This window comes from Sphingobacterium sp. SYP-B4668 (assembly GCF_027627455.1).
Classification (GTDB): Bacteria; Bacteroidota; Bacteroidia; order Sphingobacteriales; family Sphingobacteriaceae; genus Sphingobacterium.
The window spans coordinates 1,354,873-1,372,356 of sequence record NZ_CP115483.1; the positions used below are offsets into that span (position 1 = coordinate 1,354,873).

A 17,484-nucleotide genomic window follows, 5' to 3' on the forward strand; every position below is an offset into this window, starting at 1 on the left:
GATGTGTTAAGGTTTTGGATTATTTATTTTTTTGATGTGATGCGTATGCGTTTGACGGTATCGTCCGATATCGATCGTTCAACAGTAAAGTCGAGTTGATTGGTGGCTTTCAGCATTTGTAAAACTGCTGACAAATGTTGTTTTCGCGATATAGCCCCACTAAATTGGAGATTCCCAACATTATTTTCAAAATGAACATCCACGTTGTACCAGCGTCCAATTTTTTTCATAATTTCCGAAAGAGATTCTTTATTGAAAAGGAAATCCCCGTTGACCCATGCAATGTCGGAAGATACATCAACTATTTGTTTCATTAAGCGATTAGATAGTTGCGCTTGTTGATTGGGAAATAAAGTCTCTTTTCCTATACGGTGATCTCTTGACTGGTCCGAGAATGCCGTTACTTCTACCTTTCCCTTGATGAGTGTCGTGGTCTCTTCATCATCATCAACGTATGCTGATACATTGAATTGTGTGCCGAGTACTTTGATATCCTGACGATTGGTCTCGACTATAAATGGAAGCGTTGCTTTAGTGGAAGACTGGGCCTCCTGATGGGTAACGTCAAAATAGGCTTCGCCTTGTAGTTTTACTCTCCTTTCATGCAAGGCAAAATGTACTGGAAATCTAAGTGTCGCCCCAGCATTTAACCATACTTTTGTACCATCAGACAGCACAATTTTGTATTTTGTACCCTTGGGTGTAAAGATTGTATTGTAGGCTTGGTGTGAAGAGGGGCTATCTTGTGTCGAGGCTTGGTATTGGATTTCACCATTCATATTCTTTGAAATATGCAGAAGACCTTCTTGGATGGATGTACCTGGACTTAGTTTATCTAAAGCGATGGAGTCACCTCCAGAAGTGATTAAAATTGCTAGATCCTGAGCGGCAGGAATGTCTCGATATTCCGTAACAAATGTTGGTGCCGAATATTGTTGGGCTGGGACGGACAAGTAATAATAGATGCCTGTACAGATGGTCAAACAAGCTGCAACAGAAGTAGCCCATATTTTCCACACGACTGTTTTACGTTCTGTCACATGCAAATGCTTTTCTAAAAGTCTTCTTTTTAGCAGGTCTTGTCTTTTTTCAAGTGTAGGAATATCTAGTGGTACATGTTGAGCTTGATCGACCTCTTTCAAAAACCACGATTCCACCCACGACTTTTCTTGGGGGGTACATGTATTGCTGAGGTATCGCTTTAAGACATCGTCAGGTATATTTTTTTCATCCATTAATCTATACTTATAATAATTGGGCTAGTTAATCAGTTTACTAGCGGTTGATATTTATAAGTAGGTTAGAACTGAAAAAAGTAGTAGATAAAAAATAAAAAATTAATACAAAAACATTAAAAATGTTTTTAATGCTGTTCGCATGATCTTTAAAGCGTTGCTAATCTGCTTTTTGATAGTTTTGTCTGATAATTGAAGCTTATCCGCAATTTCTCGATAGGACTTGTTTTCGAACCTACTCAATAGAAATATATTCCGCATTTTTTCAGGAAGAAGCTGCAATGCAGATTCGATCTGCTTAGCGAGTTCTTTTTCTCTTAGTTTATCATCGGTTATGCAGGCACCCTCTTCTATATAGTGCTGTAAAGATGCTGCATATTGGGAACGTACTTTTTTTCGGTCTATGAAATCCAGAATCTTAAAGCGCGTCATCCCATAGACATAAGAAGAAAAGGATTTTTCAAGGGAAATGTCCTGTTTTTCCCATAGCGCTAGGAAGACATCCTGTAATACATCTTCTACTTCCTCATCGTTGGCTATGATTTTTTTCGCATAGATGTATAGTAATGAAAAATACCTGTCATAGATAATTTCAAAAGCTCTTCGATCCTGATGCTGAATCAATTGGAATAGTGCGATATCTGATAAAGTATGATAACTATACATTGCAGAGCTGCAAACTTAGATAAAAAGCTTTGCATTCACCAATATCATGTGAAAAAGCAAAGCGACAATAAGATTACGCCTTTATTCTCAAAAGATTATAGATAAATTTTGAAACGGTGACTACTTGTTGATATACTTAATAATAAAAGTGAAATTACCTGCATGGGTAAAGGATACTGAAGGTGTCATCAGCTCGTCGATGTAATGACACCTTCTATTTTTTGTGTATGATAAATTATAGTTGTCTTTTTTTATTTCGTTTCACCAGAAGGTATCCGACATATAACAGGAGTAGCCAAATGGGAATGAGTTCGACCGATATTTTGAGCCCTGTAAGCCACATCATGACTAGAATGCCAATCAAAAATATAAGACATATGTAGTTGCTGATAGGATAGAGGAACGATGGGAACAGGGTCTGATGTCCATCTTGTATTTTCTTCTTTTTAAAGAATAAATGGGTGATGGAAATCATAAGCCAATTGATGATTAATGCCGAAACGACAAGTGACATGAGAATGCCCAATGCTTTTTCAGGAATCATTTTATTGATAACGATACAAATGGCTGCAAAAGCCGCCGATACCAAAATGGCCATTATGGGCACATGATTCTTGTTGAGCTTTAATAAAAATTTGGGTGCATTACCTTGTTTGGAAAGTCCATAAAGCATTCGACTATTACTATATACACTGCTGTTGTAAACTGAAAGAGCTGCGGTCAGGACAATGACGTTGAGCGCATTGGCAATAATAGAAGTGAAAAAGAAAGTTTTTCCGAACAAAGAGAACTGGAAACCTTTGAGGTTTTCAAAAATCATTACAAATGGGCTGCTACCTTCCGTAATATTACGCCAAGGCGATAAGGAGAATAAGATAATCAAGGCTCCTACGTAGAAAATAAGAATACGATAAATGACTTGGTTAGTCGCTCGAGGGATATTTTTCTCCGGATTCTCGGCTTCTGCTGCAGTGATACCAATGAGCTCTAACCCTCCAAAGGAAAACATAATCAGTGCCATAGCTGCAAGAAGTCCTTGAAAATTACCCTCAGAACCTTCCGAAAGCCAGCCTTTGGGAAAGAAGCCTCCGTCATTCCATAGATTTGCAACTTTAGCCTGTTCACCACCATTGCCGCTTAATAACAAATAAGAACCGAAGATAATCATGGCGATAATGGCCAAAACCTTTACAATGGAAAACCAAAATTCGGCTTCACCATATACTTTTACGGATGCTAGATTCAAGGCATTGACCACAATAAAGAAGAATAAGCTGGATTGCCATAGCGGTATCTCGGGCCACCAAAATTGTACATATACACCAATTGCCGTTAGTTCGGACATACTGACTAAAATATACAAAAACCAATAATTCCAGCCGGATGAAAATCCCGCAAAGGGCCCCCAATACTTATTTGCAAAATGACTAAAGCTACCCGACACCGGCTCGTCGACGACCATTTCACCCAATTGTCGCATGATGAAAAAAGCCACTATACCCGCTACTGCATATCCTAAGATTACAGCAGGTCCAGCTAACACAGCGGCAGGACCTATTCCCAAAAACAAACCAGTGCCAATCGCTCCGCCCAAGGCAATCAATTGGATGTGGCGGTTTTTTAATCCTCTATTTAACTCTTTTTTTTCTGAAGCTTGCTCTTCCACGCTGTTTGATTTTATTTACGATTGTTAATACTGGTTTCTCCAAAGCCCAAAAATTCATCCCAAAAAGTGCCGATTTTGCGATTGTACAATAAAATTTGGTAATTATTGCCCGTCTCGTAGAAGCTACCTGAAAAAGCATCGGTGACTACATTGCCGTTGAGATCCTGCAATACATATTCGTAATCATAAAGCCCTTGTTTTAGTGGAAGCGTGACCTGCCAAAGTTTGGTCTTTTCTTCATAATGAAGTTTGTTCTGGGCTGTTCTTTGGTAATTGTTAAAGCCCCCAACGAGGTATATGTCTCCTTTTATTTCTTGATCGGTCTTAAGCGAAAAGGTTACCTGCGCATAGTCGCCCTCTACATTGGCTTCCGGTTGGTCCATATTCCGGATATAAAATTTTCCGTTTTCGTCAAAAGTAGACGCATAGGTGGATTGACTGTTGTCTTCATCTATATGTAAGGAAACGCGCACTAGCGAATCTACGTGTATACTTTGAACCCGTTCGGACCCGAGTTTAAAACTGCGTAAGTCAACATATCTAAACTCATTATTTCCTTTAAAATCCAATGTTTGGCTATTGTTATAACTGATGTCACTTCCTCCAACAAACATGGGGTCATTCAAACTCATCATATTGTCCATGCGCTGATTTTGCATAACTACTACGCGTAAGTCTCGTTGTGGATTCGCGACTGTGATGGCACCCGTTTTAACGAAAACATCTAATTTTTGATTTTGACTTCGCTTGGCTACAATGGTGGACGGCGATACTTTCGCTGCTACGCCCATCAAATTACGGACGACATAGAATTTACGGGTAAGGATTAACCTGTTTTTGTCTGCATCTTCATAGACTTTTAAAAGGTAGTTGCCCGGTAATTTCGGTGCTACATACTCATCAGGGAAGTTGGCAGAGTAATGCGTGTAAGGTTGATAAGTTGACTTAGAGCTGGTATAGTTGTCTATACGACCTTCATTGAAGCCTTCCGCGTATTCAAGCGGGGAGAGTCTGCTTGGTATCCAATTGGCATCACAATGCTCAATGCCGAAATAGAAATTCCGGATGTCAGCTCGTAAATCATCAAAGTTAAAAGTCAATGTATTCCTTTTCTCCAAGTCAATAATAGGTAAGTTGGTTTCTGTATTGCCAGTCAGGAATTGGACGGATTGAATCGAAGGGAGGTAATTGACGTTATCATAAACTAACTCCTGCTTAGGAGATTGGTCACTGTCATTGTTTTTCTTTTTTTTCTTCTTTTGCGCAAAGCAACAGCTTACTATTAGAAGAAGAGAAATACTTACGACTATACATTTTTTCATGCCGTCAAACTTAGATAACTAGTTCTTTTTTCGCAAGAATTAGTTAGTATTATCCAAATAAAATTAGAAAACCGCTGTGTCCTTACAGTGGTTTTCTAAGATAGCTATTTTTAGTAAATATTTACTTGCTTGTCTTTTGGATATTTTACGGTGTATCCAAAACGTATCTTTTTTGTCGCACCAGCCGGTACATCTAAACTCCATTTAAGGAGACCAGTTTCTTTGTTGATATCTGCGCTACCGCTGTCATCTAAGGTTATTTCCATAGATTTATCCGTGGATACTGGTATTTGATCTTGCAAAGAAATACTTACATCGTTCTTTTTATTATTCTTGATGGTGATTTCGTAGACCAAACTTTGCTTTTTGCTTCCACCTAATATTTTCGTTTGGGATAAATCATTGATTTTTTCCCGTTTGATGCTGATCATCTTATCTCTGCCCAAGCTTAATTTGAGTGTGTCAGTGGCATCATTTGGATTAATAACAGTCTTGCCTACCAGCATATTCTCGAACATGACGTTGGCAGTACCGGGCATCAAATTAAGTTTTTCGTAATCTGTTAGCTCAGCCAATAAATAAATGTTAGGGTCCAATCTAGGTACGGCTAGATAGGTATAGCTTGCAGCATGTTTGTAGTCTTTTAACGAAACGCTATGCGGCTTACCATTAGACGCAATATCATATGGGATAGAGATGTCAAACGTTGTATTCAGTTGATTCTCGCTTTGTTGGGTATAGGATCCGATACTAGAAGCAGCTCCAAATCTTACATTTTTTTGTTTAGTTACGACAACTTCATCTAGCGTTGCACCAGCGATTAGAATTTGAGGGGCCGAATTCACTTTAGCTCGCAAGTAGTCCTGCTGATAATAAAGCTGCCACGGTTGCAATATAGGAGCAACTCCATATTGTGAGGGGTTGCCCGTTGCTAACGTAAGATGAACTTTTTTCCAATCAACGCCAGTAGCTTGGGAAACATTGGCTTTGTATACAATTTCTAACGGTGAGTTTGTATTCGTAGCGCGAAGATCATAAGACGCATACCATGAAGCTTGTGGAGAACTGTAGGTAATATCAAAAGGTTGATTGCCAGCTTGGTTGTTGATTACTTGAACGACCAGTTGTCCCCCCGAACCTGTTGTTTGCCCGCGAACTTCGTCCAATTGCACTTTTGCTTTATTGACCACATCCTCCTGAATAACGATTTTTTCATCTAGACTTGAAATCGTGTTTTTCACTTCTAGGTATTTAGTTTTGTAATAGTCTGCCATTTTGGAAAGCTCTGCTACAGTCGTAGTGCCATTTGTACCTGCAATTTTCTGATTGCTTTCCAGTAGTTTAAGTATACTTTCTTCTGTTGATTTTTCATTTTGTAGAGATTTCAAAAGATTGAGTTCCTTATTATGGTGGTTTTCTACTTTAACAAAACCCTCACTCTTGACATCAGCATCTATATAATTTAACATTGATCGCACGGACATAATTGTGACGTGAGGGGAGCTACCGATCTGGATGCTATTTTCATCGATACCATTTGCTACATGTGTAAATACGATCTCACTGGTACCTGTCGGTAGATTGACATTGGCTTGATGATTTAGTTCAGCTGCATTTGTGTAAAGGGTTACATCTTTAAGTTCCGCCTTTATTACTTTGGGCCCTTGGGCGAACAAGCCGGTGGTCACCAAAGCACCACCTATGGCTAGAGAAATCTTTATTATGTTCATCGTTTTCTATGATAATTTGGACAAGGATGCGTGAGGATACCGTATTCCACAAAAATATTTCTTGTTTTTAATAAAAATTTTATGAACTACATCTCAGAGCTATCAGAAAGATGCTCGCCAGCAGACTGTTGCTAATCTTCGGGTCAATCCCAATGACCGTAGTTGGATGTGATATTTATGAGTAAGATAGTTATATTCAGGTATGTAAAAAAAAGAGGAGCTATATTAAACAGCTCCTCTTTTACGTTTATCGGGAGTATTTACCCCACAGCAGCCACCAGTTGAACACCCGCAGCTGCCTTTGGAGGAGCCTCTCATTTTTTTATACAAAAAGATGATGGCTCCGATAAACACAATTCCGATAATCAAATATTGAATAGCTTCATTTGTCATAGTTGTATTATTTTAAAAGCTGATATGCAATAAATGCAGCAATATAGGCTAGCCCCGTCATCATACCTGTTTGTATCAACGTCCATTTCCAAGAGTTGGTTTCCTTCCTTACGATGGCTATAGTACTCATACACTGCATTGCAAACGCATAGAATAGTAATAATGATATACCAGATGCGAAATTATAAGCGGGTAATCCTGTGTTTCTATTGATTTCTTTACGCATCTGTCCTTGAATGGTCGTCTCATCGTCCGTGTCACCAAGGGCGTATACAGTTGCCATGGTACTGACAAACACTTCTCTAGCAGCAAAGGAGGAAATAAGACCAATTCCAATTTTCCAATCATAGCCTAACGGTGCAATGGCTGGTTCAATGGTGGTGCCTAAGATACCTAAATAGGAGTTTTCAAGTTGGTAAGATTTGATATGGTTTTCCAGATCCTCAGCAGATGCATTTGGATAGTCTTGTTGTACGATTTCTTCTGCACGGTTAAAGTTTCCAGGGCCGAAGCTACCTAATACCCATAAGATAATGGACATGGCTAGTATGATCTTACCGGCATCGATGATAAATCCTGAAGATTTTTCCCAAACATTTACAGCAACATTTTTCCAATCCGGAAGTTTGTAGGTCGGTAATTCAAAAATTAGGAATGTCTTATGTTTGCTTTTAATTACCTTTCCGAGTATCCAAGCAGCGCCAAGGGCACTTAACAATCCCAATATATACATGCCAAATAAGGTCATTCCCTGCATGTTGAAACCTAGTATTTTTTGATCGGGAATGACTAATCCGATAATGACGATATATATAGGTAATCGTGCCGAGCAAGTCATGAAGGGGGTGACCAATATGGTAATAAGTCTTTCCTTGGCATTTTCAATGTTACGGGCAGACATGATTGCAGGAATAGAACAAGCAGCTCCAGACATCAAGGGGATTACTGATTTGCCATTTAGTCCAAAAGGACGTAGCCAGCGGTCCATCAAAAAAACGACGCGACTCATATATCCCGTTTCCTCCATTAAAGAGATAAACAAAAATAGGATCGCAATTTGGGGAATGAAAATAACAATCCCTCCGATACCCGCAATAATCCCGTCTGTCAACAACCCGGTGATTGGGCCTTCAGGAAGCATCGCCTGTACACTCGCACCCAAGGAAGCAAAGGTTTCGTCAATAAAATCCATCAATGGCGCAGCCCAAGCAAAGATAGCTTGAAAAATAAGGAACAGGATCCCGAAGAAAATTACATAGCCCCAAAGCGGATGGATTAAAATCCTATCGATGCTGTTGGTTCTGTTTTTCTTGGTTTGATGATTATAGGAAATGATATTGACAAGATCTTTGTCAATCTGATGATGACGTATAAGTGATTCACTTTTTTGAAGCTGCCCCGTTTCTAAGATATGTTTGGATCGGATCTCCTGTAGCTTTTCTTTCTTCTCCTCTGTTAAAAAAGAAACGTTCGCTTGGGCCAAAAACTGCCAAGTAGAATACTCCGTTTCCAAAGGAAACAACTGCTTAGCTTCCGAAAGTGCGGATTGAAATTGTTCATCTATCTTTAATCCCCCGAAGTAGCTACCTGTCGTGATTGAAAATTGTTGAGTGAGCGCATGGATTCCCTCTCCAGTGCGAGCGTTCGTTTGAAAAATTCGAGTCTGTAGATATGATTCTAATTTCGGTATATCGACAGACACTCCTTTTTCTTTGGCTTCATCTATCATATTCAAGACGAAGATGGCGGGAAGGCCAAGCTCTCGAGCTTGTTGATAGAGTACAATAGATCTTTTTAGATGCATGGGCTCACTCACCACGACCACAAGGTCTGGGTAGTTCACATCTTGTTTATTACTTAAGGTGTTGAAAACGATTTCCTCGTCCATAGAGTTTGGGAACAAGGTATATGTCCCAGGTAAGTCGATTATACGATAGGTGACATCTTTCACCCGGACCGTACCTTCACGTTTTTCGACTGTAATCCCGGGATAGTTTCCTACCTTTTGATGTAGCTTGGTGATTTTATTAAATAGGGAAGTTTTTCCGACATTTGGATTCCCTAAAAGGGCTATTATAGGGGATTTCATACTATTTTTCAACGATTATGTGCTTAGCTTCGGATTTACGTAAAGCAACTAGTGAATTGTTTTGAATGATACTAACACATATTGGGCCATTGAAAGGTGCAATATGTTTGATTTCGATATCAATCCCAGGAAGGAAGCCAATCTCAAAAAACTTTGCAGGTATTTCGGATGAGGAATAGCTCAATATCTTAGCTCTTTCTCCTTTTTTTAATTTATCCAAGCTATTATTGTGATGCATTTCGTATATTTAATATTATTTGAACAACATAAACCCCAAAGATAAATAATTGTTTTGAGGAAATTGAGTCGGAAAGTGTCATTTGTGTGTATTAAATTTATTTAGATTAATTATGAAGATAGAGGAGGAGCTACAAGTAAGGCAATTCAAAAGCGAGTGGCATAAGGCAACAGTAAACCTTGTTTTTACAGCAAATAAATTAACGGAAATATTAGAGAAAAGAGCTGAAAAGCAGCAAATTACCTTGCAACAATTTAATGCATTGCGCATCTTGCGAGGACAGTATCCTCAACCCGCAAATAACAATCTTTTAAAAACCAGATTATTGACCAATACGCCTGATATTTCAAGGCTAATGGATCGTTTGGTAGCCAAGAATCTGGTGTCTAGGTGTAAAAGTGCTGAAGACAAACGGTCGGTAGATTTGGTGATTACTGATAAAGGGCTAGTCGTGTTGGAGGAGCTGGAAGAAACCATGTTATTAAACGACATACTTCCCAAGAACTTTAAAGAAAAAGACTGCGAGCGATTGAGCGATTTGTTGGATAAGTTGCGCAATTCACTGCGCTTGGAAGAGTAAAGTATATTTTCTTGCTTATTCGACAGCATTAAAAAGGCCATGATAAATTTTATCATGGCCTTTTTTTCATTTAATGATTGTGGTCGTGATGATGCTCTGTGGGATGTTCATGGTTGTGTTGGTGACTACCATGGTCATGGCTTTCAAATAAGAAGTTTAATAAAGAAACGGCCACACCCAATATTACTGCAATCATTTTTTTCTTGTTGAATTTATGATGATCTGCAGATCCAGATTCAAAAAGTATAGTGGTGGATATATGTAAAAAGATACCAATGACTACAGCCATTATCTTATCGAAGTACTGGTGTATATTACCCACCTCTCCGGCACTGATTCCTTTACTAAGCATAAAGCCTAGTGGTGTCATTGCTGCGAAGATGACTAAATATATCGTAATCTTGTTTTTTGTCAATTTTGTGTTTAGGAGAAGACTACCTAGCGCAAAGGCTGCAGGAATGTGGTGTATAGCGATACCAAAAACCAATTGTGTTTGATGACCAGAAGCTAATGGCATCCCTTCTAAAAAGGCATGTAGGCATAAGCTTGCCATAATTCCAAGTGGAAAAGCTTGATGTGAATGATGGTGGATGTGTCCATGCTCGATGCCTTGCGAAAACTGTTCTAATACAAGTTGAAATAAAAATCCACCTAGAATATACAAGCCAATTACTTCAGGATTAGTATTTGACCCTTCATAGACATGAGGAATAAGGTGTAATACAGTAATCGCAAAAAGATATGCACCACTAAAGGAGAGAATCAATTTGAGACTATTCGTATTATCGCGTTTGACAAAAAAAACAGCTATTCCGCTGACCAATGCAGAAATGAATAAAATGGCGACTATAAGAGTTGCACTCATGTAGATATGGGGTTAATTGTTGTTGTCGTGAAAAAATTGGGCATCACTTTTTTAAATATATTGCCCGTCAATAGCCCTATACATATTCCCAGCAGTGCGCCGCATAGAATATCGAAAGGATAGTGTACGCCAACATATATTTGGGATATGCTGATTAAGGCCGCCCAAGTAATAGCTAGCCAAAGGGTATGTTTCCACTTGCGTCTAAAGAGGACCACCCAGAAAAAGGCCATCGCAAAGTGATTGGTGGCGTGGGAAGAGGTAAAGCTGAACCCTGATCCGCAACGCACCCGTATGTTGACTTCTTCTTTAAATTCAATGTCATTACAGGGACGCACTCGCTTCACGGTTTTTTTTATAAGATGAGAAGATACTGCGTCTGATATTCCAAAATTCGCCAAGGTAAATAGGACAATGATGATTCCTGTTTTGCCATAGGTTTTGACAAAGAAAATAACCAAAAATAAATATAGAGGAGCCCAAGTATATGGATTTCTTAGTATAGGAAGTAACCAGTCAAAAAAGGGATTGCTTAAACCTTGATTAATAGCCAAAAAGATGGCCTGATCAATTTCAATGAGTTGTTGGATCATGTTTTCTAGTTTATGATGAACAAAATCTAATTAAGTGGAATCAAACTTAGATAAAATGCGTTGCATTCACGAAAACCAAGTAGAAAAAATACACGATGTAACTTGTTCTTGTAGGCAATAGTATTAAATTGTGGCAACAAGGAATGTTTCAAGTTTTCCTCTATCATGGAATGATTTCGTTTAGAGAGGAAAAATAGAAATAATTTGCACATATTGAAAGCAATCTTTTAAAAGTAACTTTGTTGCAACAAATATACGACATGTCTTTTAAAAAAGAAATAGTTAATTATAAAATATACAGCTATTCTCTTAAATTTACCCAGTAAATATAATTTGAAATGACATTAATTAAATCAATATCTGGTATCAGGGGTACTATTGGAGGTCGCTCCGGCGAAGGCCTTACTCCAATTGACATCGTAAAATTTACAGCTGCTTTTGGGAAAATAATCGTCAAGCAATCCGGTAACAACAAGATTGTAGTTGGTCGTGACGCGCGGATGTCCGGTCAAATGGTCAATAATCTCGTTGTCGGAACACTACAAAGTATCGGAATTGATGTGATTGACCTCGGTCTTTCGACTACCCCGACAGTAGAGATTGCGGTTCCCAAGGAAAATGCAGGCGGAGGAATTATACTGACCGCCTCTCATAATCCTGGACAATGGAATGCACTTAAGCTCTTGAACGCCAAAGGGGAGTTTATCAATGATGCCGAAGGAAAGGCAGTATTGACGTTAGGGGAGAGTTTGGACTTTGACTTTGCTGAGGTTGAGAACTTAGGAAAAGTAATCAATGATGAATCCTATTTACAAAAACACATTGATGATGTCCTGGCTTTGGATTTGGTCGATGTTGACGCAATAAAGGCTGCTAATTTCAGGGTAGCCGTAGACGCAGTGAACAGTACGGGAGGTATATTTATTCCAGCTTTACTAAAAGCGTTGGGTATAGATACCGTCTATAAAATCCATTGTGAACCTAATGGTGAATTTCCGCACAATCCAGAGCCGTTAAAAGAGCACTTAACAGATCTAGCTAAAGCAGTGGTGGATAACAATGCAGACATCGGTATCGCAGTGGATCCAGATGTAGATCGTTTGGTCTTTATGATGGAGGATGGCGAGTTGTTTGGGGAAGAATATACATTGGTGGCAGTTGCTGACTATATTCTTCAGCATACAAAAGGTAATACGGTTTCAAATCTATCTTCCACCCGAGCGTTGAGAGATGTGACTGTGAAGCATGGTGGAGAATACTTTGCGGCTGCAGTGGGGGAAGTGAACGTGGTGACTAAAATGAAGGAAGTACAGGCGGTCATAGGTGGAGAAGGAAATGGAGGCGTAATCTATCCGACCTCTCATTATGGAAGGGATGCGTTGGTAGGTGTCGCTATATTTTTAACGCATTTGGCCAAATTGGGTAAAAAAGCGTCTGTCTATCGTGCTGAATTGCCTCAATATTTTATGTCGAAAAATAAGATTACCTTAACCCCCGAATTGGATATTGACAATCTTTTGGCAAAGATGGAAGAGAAGTATAAGCATGAGCAGCACTCGACTATAGATGGTTTGAAGATTGATTTTGAGAACGAGTGGGTGCATTTGCGAAAATCGAATACTGAGCCCATTATTCGTATATATTCGGAAGGGCCTACTGCCGAAGCTGCTGACGCTATTGCGCAAAAGATAATAAAAGAGATTGAAGAAATCATTAGTTAACAACATAAAAGAAGCCGCTTTAAGCGGCTTCTTTTATGTTGTTATGACCATCTCCAGGCCAATATGCGACTTATTTTATTTCCTTGTTCCATCTTGATGATTTCAATATCTTTTGCTTTTTTAAACTCAAGTACAGCAATCAAGGGTTTTAGATTATTTTTATCAGACACTAACGTCGTGCACCAGCCGAGTTGGTCTTTGAAGTCCAAACTTTCATAAATCATTGAACGGATAAAAGCTTTTTCACCACCCTCATACCAAAGTTCGTTTGCGTGGCCTCCAAAATTCTGTACCGGGATTGCCTCCTTATTTTTTGTGACATTTTGAAATTTTTTGGTTGTACTTTTCCAATTGTCTTCGCGTGAAGAGTAAAAGGGTGGATTACATACAATGAGGTCGTATTTCTCTTTGGGTTTGATAATTCCTTTGAAAATGTGCTCCTTATTGGGTTGGAAACGAAGTTCTATAGCTTTTTTTAACGACTCGTTTTTCGAAATGTTCAATTGAGCGTGATGTAAAGATTGTTGATCGATATCTGTCGCTACAAATGACCATCTGTACTCTTGGTGGCCTAAGATTGGGTAGATTAAACTGCTTCCCGTTCCGATATCCAAAACCCTTACCTTCGGTCCTCTAGGTATCTCTCCATTGTGGTCCTTAGCTAGAAGGTCGGCCACATAGTGTATATAATCTACTCGACCAGGAATCGGTGGGCATAGGCTATTTTTGCCAATTTCCCAGTGTTGCATATCATAGTGTAGCAACAATAAAGTTTTATTGAGTGTAAACACCGCCTTTGGGTTGCCAAAGTCAATGGTAGACTGTCCATTTGGGCTTTCTACTAAAAAACTCTTTAACTCCACATTTTTTTTAACCAATCGCTGAAAATCGTATCCGGAAATATGTTTATTGCGAGGGTGTAGCGTTTTCTTTATTTCTTTTGAGGACATTTTCATACGATAACAATTTTAAGGAGCAAAGGTAAGATTTAAATCCTGAAGTGATTGGACAAATTAATATTATTGTTTGGATCCACCGATATCGATTGGAGCATTCGGAATCTGGATTGGGCTGCTATTCGTTTGAATAATGATTGTTTAATATGTAAGTAATCTTATTCGTGTCTATTTATTAATATGGAATGATTAATTTCACATGTTAAATTGTAAATATGAACGCTAAATCTATTACCACTATTTTCATGCTTTCGGCGATGATGGTGTCCCAATCAGAAGCTCAAAAGCTCTTCACTCAGAAATTCAAGTCTGCACAGGAAATGCATGCTGCTTTTAAGTATGCTCCAAATAAAAAGATAATTAGTGGCCATCGTGGCACGATTGAAGAAGGGATGCCTGAGAATTCTATTCCCGCTTTTGAGGCTGTTTTGCGACATACTCCTGCCATCTTCGAAATCGATCCTCGTCTCACCAAAGATAGTATTCCAGTGATGGTACATGATGTGGACCTTGAACGTACGACCAATGGACATGGAAAAGTCGCCGACTATACTTGGAAAGAACTTCAAAAACTTAGACTCAAAGATCATCATGGTAATGTGACTAATTATAGGATAAATAGTTTGGACGAAGTTATCCGATGGGCAAAAGGAAAGACTATTCTCAATTTGGATAAAAAGGATCTTCCCTTAGAAATGACTGCTGCTATTATCAAAAAGCACAATGCATATAATTGGGTATGGGTAACGGTGCATAATGTAGAACAAGCAAAGTTCTATCTTACACAGCATCCAGACCAGTATATGTCTATGCACATTAAGGACCAGGCGGGATTAGATAGCTTTGATAGCTCTGGACTACCTTATAATCGGATGATTGTCTATATTGGACCTGAAATAAAAGCCTCAAATCAGAAGATGTACGATTTTTTCCATGCTAGAGGTGTGATGTGCATGATATCATCGGCACCTACTTATGATAAACTAGAGACGAAATCACAACGTGCGGCCAAATATCAGGAGGTATTTGAAAGTGGAGCCAGTATTTTGGAATCAGATCTACCGATAGAAGTATCACAAGCCGTAAAGTGATAATAAGATCCAGCTTATAGAACTGGATCTTATTATATCAGGTTCCTAACTTAGTAGTTAAGGGAGAGACCTACTCCAAACCCCATATCACTATCATAGTGGGTTCTGGCACTCATATTCTTAGTCAATATATAGTTGAGTCCTACCATATACTCCTGGTCAGTGTTATACATAAAATCACCTCGCAATCGTTTGGACAGTGGAATATCCTCTCGCATGAGGGATAGACGTAGTATGCCATCATGGTATACTTCGGCCTGGAAGTTGATTAACATGGGAAGGGTGTACATGAAACCTAGACTGACAGCACTTCTGCTATCTTTTTTATTGCTTTGTCCAAATAGATTCTTTTCATGTTCGTCTTTCCCCATTTTGCGATATCGCCAATCAAAGCCAACAAAAGGCATGAACCATTGCATTTTTCCGATATATCTTCCCACATGTGTCTCTACTTCGTACCCATGCATCTTGTTATAGCCTAGACGCCATTCTGTTCCCACACTCCATCGCGCATTTTGGACCATTGCTTGGCCATCATTACCATTGGTAGCGAAATCATTTTGGGCCATAAAATGCCACATATTGCTTTCTCGTTGCAACATTTTATAAGCGCCCTTTTTATCAGGGAGTAGAGGGTTTTGATAATCACCTACTTCAAATACTCTGTTCATACCCGACATCATGTGGTATAAAATATGACAGTGGAAAAACCAGTCACCCTCCTCATTGGCCAAAAACTCAATTGTGTCGGTTTCCATAGGCATAATATCAAGTACATTCTTGAGAGGTGCATTTTCACCCTTTCCGTTAAGCACCCTAAAATCAAAGCCATGGAGATGCATAGGGTGGCGCATCATCGAATTGTTTTGAAGCGTGATGCGCAGCACTTCTCCCTTTTTGACGGGTATTTTATCTGACTCCGAAAGAACCTTATTGTCCATACTCCATACATACCGATTCATATTTCCGGTAAGTACAAATTTCAAATCCTTTATGGGCGCATCTTTTGGCAGAGTGGTGTTATGTGGTGATTGTAGCATGCTGTAGTTTAGAGTCACAATATCTCCTAATGCGTTTGCATTATAGCGATTGGAATCTGTATCCATGTCCATGTTATGGTCGCTATGGTCTGTTTTTTTCGAAGAAGAACCCGTAATTTCGGGATACATGACCACGTTCATATCCATTTTGTTAAGACTCATTTGCATTCCCATGTCATCTAGGTCGCCATTCATCTTCATCATATCATTCATCATCTTCATTCCCTCAAAATATTTGAGGTTAGGTAGCGGTGATATCAACTGTTTGACACCATCACCTATGAAATAGCTTGAAGAGTTACTTCGATCTTCGGTAGTGGCCATGAATTCGTAGGCAATTCCATTCTCCGGTATTGTAACCACTACATCGTAGGTTTCGGACACCGCAATGATTAATCGGTCTACTTCTACCGGCTCAACGTCGTTGCCGTCGTTTGCCACTACTGTTATCTTTCCACCTGCGTAGCGAAGCCAAAAGTATGAGGAGGCGCCACCATTTGAAATACGAAGTCTTACTTTATCCCCTGCCTTCAAAGGCTTCCCGTCTATACTCTTTAAGTCCGTAAATACACTACCATTCATGAGTATTTTGTCGTAGTATACATCACTCACATCCATTGCTAGCATACGTTTCCATTCATTTGTAAGCTTGGTTTTTAGCTGACCTTCTTGAATAGCCTCTGCATAGGACTGGGTTGCACCTTTCTTAATTGCCGCCCAATCATTGGCGCTATGTAACATCCTGTGGATATCATCTGGATTCAAGTTTGTCCATTCACTTAATACGATTGGTACAGTGGGTAGGTCATCGATGCCCCGTCTAAAGCTTTTATCGTTCGCTCTTTTTTTCATGACAAAGTTCCCATACATGCCGATTTGCTCCTGTAAGCCTGTATGTGAATGATACCAATGCGTGCCATGTTGGATAATCGGGAAACGATAAGTGAACGTTGTACCAGGAGCGATTTGTGGTTGTGTCAAATAGGGTACTCCATCCTCTTTATTGGGGAGAAATATACCATGCCAGTGCAAAGATGTATTTTCCTTTAACTCATTGTGGACCACAATTTCGGCGGTATCCCCCTCTGTAAATTCGAGCGTTGGCATTGGGATTTGCCCATTGACTGCAATCGCTCGTTTATGTTTTCCAGCATAGTTTACAAGGGTATCTCTTACATATAAGTCGTACCTTTTGACCTGTTGAGCCGCTAGCTCCTGCAGGAGCAACGAAGAGATAAAGGTCAAGAATACTATTTTCAATTGATTTTTCATGTAATTTACTTTAAAAGCGCATCCGTA

General features: G+C 39.3%; 15 protein-coding genes. 3 read left to right on the forward strand and 12 right to left on the reverse strand.

What is annotated here, in order from left to right; translation table 11 throughout:
* Positions 1–23: 23 nt before the first annotated feature.
* From OQ289_RS05900 to OQ289_RS05935, 8 genes are all read right to left on the reverse strand, one after another.
* The gene (locus OQ289_RS05900; protein WP_270089823.1) at positions 24–1,235 is read right to left on the reverse strand and encodes a FecR family protein; all 1,212 of its coding nucleotides are present in this window, start codon (positions 1,233–1,235) and stop codon (positions 24–26) included.
* Between the two features lie 102 nt (positions 1,236–1,337).
* Positions 1,338–1,901 (reverse strand): RNA polymerase sigma factor, encoded by a 564-nt coding sequence (locus tag OQ289_RS05905; protein ID WP_270089824.1) that lies wholly within the window; start codon positions 1,899–1,901, stop codon positions 1,338–1,340.
* A 235-nt stretch (positions 1,902–2,136) separates the two neighbouring features.
* Positions 2,137–3,567 (reverse strand): amino acid permease, encoded by a 1,431-nt coding sequence (locus tag OQ289_RS05910; RefSeq protein ID WP_270089825.1) that lies wholly within the window; start codon positions 3,565–3,567, stop codon positions 2,137–2,139.
* Positions 3,568–3,578: 11 nt separating this feature from the next.
* On the reverse strand, positions 3,579–4,889 hold the full coding sequence (locus OQ289_RS05915; RefSeq protein WP_270089826.1) for a type IX secretion system plug protein: 1,311 nt from the start codon (positions 4,887–4,889) through the stop codon (positions 3,579–3,581).
* 110 nt (positions 4,890–4,999) lie between these two features.
* On the reverse strand, positions 5,000–6,619 hold the full coding sequence (locus OQ289_RS05920) for a DUF4139 domain-containing protein (RefSeq protein WP_270089827.1): 1,620 nt from the start codon (positions 6,617–6,619) through the stop codon (positions 5,000–5,002).
* Positions 6,620–6,844: 225 nt separating this feature from the next.
* Positions 6,845–7,012 (reverse strand): hypothetical protein, encoded by a 168-nt coding sequence (locus OQ289_RS05925; RefSeq protein WP_270089828.1) that lies wholly within the window; start codon positions 7,010–7,012, stop codon positions 6,845–6,847.
* A 7-nt stretch (positions 7,013–7,019) separates the two neighbouring features.
* A complete protein-coding gene (gene feoB / locus OQ289_RS05930) occupies positions 7,020–9,101 on the reverse strand; it encodes a ferrous iron transport protein B (RefSeq protein WP_270089829.1) in 2,082 nt (693 codons plus the stop codon).
* Between the two features lies 1 nt (position 9,102).
* Positions 9,103–9,339: a FeoA family protein gene (locus OQ289_RS05935; protein WP_033565229.1), complete on the reverse strand. Its 237-nt coding sequence runs from the start codon at positions 9,337–9,339 to the stop codon at positions 9,103–9,105.
* 112 nt (positions 9,340–9,451) lie between these two features.
* Here OQ289_RS05935 and OQ289_RS05940 point away from each other — a divergent pair, with 112 nt between their 5' ends.
* Complete coding sequence (locus tag OQ289_RS05940) at positions 9,452–9,919, forward strand: MarR family winged helix-turn-helix transcriptional regulator (protein ID WP_033565228.1); 468 nt, start codon at positions 9,452–9,454, stop codon at positions 9,917–9,919.
* Between the two features lie 70 nt (positions 9,920–9,989).
* On the opposite strand, the gene OQ289_RS05945 is transcribed toward OQ289_RS05940, so the two are convergent.
* Together OQ289_RS05945 and OQ289_RS05950 are read right to left on the reverse strand one after the other, a co-directional pair.
* Entirely contained in the window at positions 9,990–10,784 is a 795-nt protein-coding gene (locus OQ289_RS05945) for a ZIP family metal transporter (RefSeq protein ID WP_270089830.1), read from the reverse strand.
* Positions 10,781–11,377 (reverse strand): phosphatase PAP2 family protein, encoded by a 597-nt coding sequence (locus OQ289_RS05950; RefSeq protein ID WP_033565226.1) that lies wholly within the window; start codon positions 11,375–11,377, stop codon positions 10,781–10,783. The genes OQ289_RS05945 and OQ289_RS05950 overlap by 4 nt, the downstream gene beginning before the upstream one ends.
* Before the next feature lie 338 nt (positions 11,378–11,715).
* On the opposite strand from OQ289_RS05950, the gene glmM reads away from it, so the two are divergent.
* Positions 11,716–13,098 (forward strand): phosphoglucosamine mutase, encoded by a 1,383-nt coding sequence (glmM, locus tag OQ289_RS05955; RefSeq protein WP_270089831.1) that lies wholly within the window; start codon positions 11,716–11,718, stop codon positions 13,096–13,098.
* 41 nt (positions 13,099–13,139) lie between these two features.
* Here glmM and rlmF read toward each other — a convergent pair whose 3' ends face one another.
* Positions 13,140–14,054 carry a 23S rRNA (adenine(1618)-N(6))-methyltransferase RlmF gene (gene rlmF, locus OQ289_RS05960; RefSeq protein WP_270089832.1) on the reverse strand — a complete coding sequence of 305 codons (915 nt, stop codon included), beginning with the start codon at positions 14,052–14,054 and terminating at the stop codon, positions 13,140–13,142.
* A 215-nt stretch (positions 14,055–14,269) separates the two neighbouring features.
* Here rlmF and OQ289_RS05965 point away from each other — a divergent pair, with 215 nt between their 5' ends.
* Entirely contained in the window at positions 14,270–15,145 is an 876-nt protein-coding gene (locus OQ289_RS05965; RefSeq protein WP_270089833.1) for a glycerophosphodiester phosphodiesterase family protein, read from the forward strand.
* Positions 15,146–15,195: 50 nt separating this feature from the next.
* Here the strand turns inward: OQ289_RS05965 and OQ289_RS05970 are convergent, their stop codons facing one another.
* Positions 15,196–17,457, reverse strand: coding sequence for a multicopper oxidase family protein (locus OQ289_RS05970; protein WP_270089834.1), 2,262 nt, complete (start codon positions 17,455–17,457; stop codon positions 15,196–15,198).
* Positions 17,458–17,484 lie beyond the last annotated feature (27 nt).